Source organism: uncultured Thioclava sp., assembly GCF_913064665.1.
GTDB classification, from domain to species: Bacteria; Pseudomonadota; Alphaproteobacteria; order Rhodobacterales; family Rhodobacteraceae; genus Thioclava; species Thioclava arctica.
In genome coordinates, this window is the sequence record NZ_CAJYBT010000090.1 from 1 (window position 1) to 2,571 (window position 2,571).

Here is a 2,571-nt window from a genome sequence, read left to right on the forward strand (position 1 = left end):
AATCTTCTCGGCCGGGCGCATCATGGCTTCCAGGATCGCGGGCAGGGCCTCGAGGCGCAGGCCGTTGAGACGGAAGGCCAGGATCTCGGCGGAGACCAGGCTGTCAGCTTCGTTGACAGCGCGGATACCGTCGGCCTCGGCCAGCTTGGCCTCTTTCATCGCCTTGGCATTGATCGAAATCTCGTCAGCAGATGCCTGAGCCAGTTCACGACGTGCTGCGGCGCGGTCTTCAGCCGCTTCGCGCTCTGCCTTGGCCGAAACCCGGATCCCCGTGGCGTCGCGCTCGGCTTCTTCTTGTGCTTTGAGCAGCGAGATTTGCTTGGTCCGCTCGGCCTCGGCGATTTCACGCGCCGTGGTGATCGCTTCACTGGCCTTCACAGCTTCTGCTTTCGCCGTATCGGCCTGAGCCTGCGCCTTGGATTCTTCCTCGGACTTCTTGGCGATCTCGATCTTGCGGTTTTGCTCGGCGATCTCGACGGTCTTTTTGGATTCCTCTTCGGCCACACGGATCGCGCGCTCACGCTCGATCTCGGCTGCACGCGATGCCTGGAGCGAGCGCTCGTCGGCTTCGGCTTTGGCCGCAATCTCTTCAGCCTTTAGCGCATCCATGCGCTTTTGCTGTTCGACACGTGCTTCTTCCTGCTGCTGTTCGACGCCATAGGTCTTCACGGCAGCTGCCTGTTTGGCCGTTGCCACGGCGAGGTCAGCTTCGGCTTCGATCGCGGCCCGCTTTTTGCGGCTTTCTGCGGCGCGCTCGGCCACGATCTTCAGGCCGACAGCGTTGAACACGTTGTTCTGATCAAGGCTTTCCATCGGCGTCTGGTCGAGCGCGGTCAGGGCTACGGATTCAAGCGCGAGACCGTTTTTCTCAAGGTCGCCAGAAACCGCATTTTGCACCTGCTGGACAAATTCCGAGCGCTTCTCATGCAGATCATCAAGATCCATCTGGGCTGCCACGGCGCGCAGGCCATCGACCAGCTTGCCTTCGATCATCTCGCGCAGCGCATGCGCATCAAACGTGCGTTCGCCCAGCGTCTGAGCGGCCTTAGCCACGCCTTCTGCGGTCGCCTTGACCGTCACATAGAACTCGACGCCCGCGTCAACGCGCATACGGTCCTTGGTGATCAAAGCGCCTTCGCCGGTGCGCCGCACCTCGAGGCGCGTGGTGAGCATGTTGACTTGCGTGATCTCATGCAGAACGGGGAAGGCGATCGTGCCGCCATCCATGATGACCTTCAGGCCGCCGACGCCGGTCTTGACCAGTGCAGTTTCGCGCGAAGCTTTCTGATACAAACGCGCCAGCATGAAACCGAGCGCGAGGATCGCAATGATTGCAATACCGACGGGAATAAGGATAGGGAGAAGCGAATTCATGATAGTTCCTTTCAGTTTTCGCATGGTGGAGATTTCGAATTGCGGTAACAGTGCCGATTATACCCGGTCCCTGGTAATCCAGCTGAGCCAGCTTTTCGGAACATGGCTGACCTTTGATGCGCGCAGGTCATCTGGTTCGGCGGAATAGTTGCACTGATCGTTGATCAGGGTTCGCACCTCGCGCCGGACCTCTGTGGCCGACATATCATCCCGGGCCTTCACCCGGACCAGAACGTAATGTGTTTTCTTTTTCGCAGCCATTTTCGTGTCCTTTCAGGTCAGCCGGCCGATAGGGCCAAGGCGCGCATCGTGCCGCCGGGCAGGCGCACGACAACAACCTCAGTGCCTTGTGTGATTTCATCTTCATCATTCAGAGGCTCAAGCATGAGGTAATGTGCGTTCTCATAGCGGTCGTAGACCCGGACCTCTGCCGGGTTGCCGCGCCGCGCGGTGCCGATCATAACTGTGCCGCGACGCCGGGCCAGGCTGCTTTTGGAGACAGCAGAGGTCTCATAGGAGGGAATGACCCAAGCGATAAAACGCGCGATCTGTCCCGTGACGCCCGATGCCGGAGCAAAGACGATTCCCGAGGCGATCTCGGCGGGCAGGGTGAAACCAAAAATGGCCTTCATGCCCAGCTGTAGCGCCAGCCCCAAGCTGGCAAAACTTGCGCAGGCAACCGTGAGCCACATGGTCATCGGGATCTTGCGAAACCCGATGATGTCGAGAACCGTGCCGAGGATGCCGCTGGCGGCCGATGCACCATCGACACTGGAGCTATCCGTTTCGCCAATATCGACATCGTCGATATATGCCCCAATATCCGCAGCGGTTTCACGGAGGCTGGCGCTGATACCGATGAGCATGAAGGCCAGCTCGAGCACGAACAGCGCGACAACCATCGCAGCCGCGATCCAGAAGATCTTGAGGTCAGGATCTTGAAGTAGGGTCATTTCGTGTCCATTGCGTCAGTGAAGTTGTAAAGCTCGGTCAGGTTCTGCGCCAATTCGAGGCCAGCCGAAGTCGTGCGCCAGGCGCGTTTGTCGATCGAAATCATTTTGGCTTTGCGCAGCTTTTGGATCAGGCGATCCGCGCCGCGATAGGCGGGTCCACCCTCGGCTGCGCCGTTTTTCACAAGGGCGGCTTCAAGGTCGCGGGCGGTTTCCGTGTCAGTATTGGCTTGCAGAGGAGATTCAT

The 2,571-nt window shown here is 59.3% G+C and carries 4 protein-coding genes; all 4 read right to left on the reverse strand.

What is annotated here, in order from left to right; translation table 11 throughout:
* On the reverse strand, positions 1-1,374 hold a 1,374-nt coding region (locus tag QZ571_RS18405; protein WP_295537621.1), incomplete at its 3' end, for an SPFH domain-containing protein.
* Positions 1,375-1,431: 57 nt separating this feature from the next.
* Positions 1,432-1,635 (reverse strand): hypothetical protein, encoded by a 204-nt coding sequence (locus QZ571_RS18410; RefSeq protein ID WP_295537622.1) that lies wholly within the window; start codon positions 1,633-1,635, stop codon positions 1,432-1,434.
* A gap of 17 nt (positions 1,636-1,652) precedes the next feature.
* Entirely contained in the window at positions 1,653-2,327 is a 675-nt protein-coding gene (locus QZ571_RS18415) for an OB-fold-containig protein (protein WP_295537623.1), read from the reverse strand.
* Positions 2,324-2,571 (reverse strand): hypothetical protein (locus QZ571_RS18420; RefSeq protein ID WP_295537624.1); only part of this gene is annotated, 248 nt, incomplete at its 5' end. The genes QZ571_RS18420 and QZ571_RS18415, both read right to left, overlap by 4 nt.

What these genes read in the sequence shown, in the direction of transcription:
- QZ571_RS18410 (WP_295537622.1), bottom strand. Translation starts at nt 1,635, where the DNA reads ATGGCTGCGAAAAAGAAAACACATTACGTTCTGGTCCGGGTGAAGGCC.
- QZ571_RS18415 (WP_295537623.1), bottom strand. Translation starts at nt 2,327, where the DNA reads ATGACCCTACTTCAAGATCCTGACCTCAAGATCTTCTGGATCGCGGCT.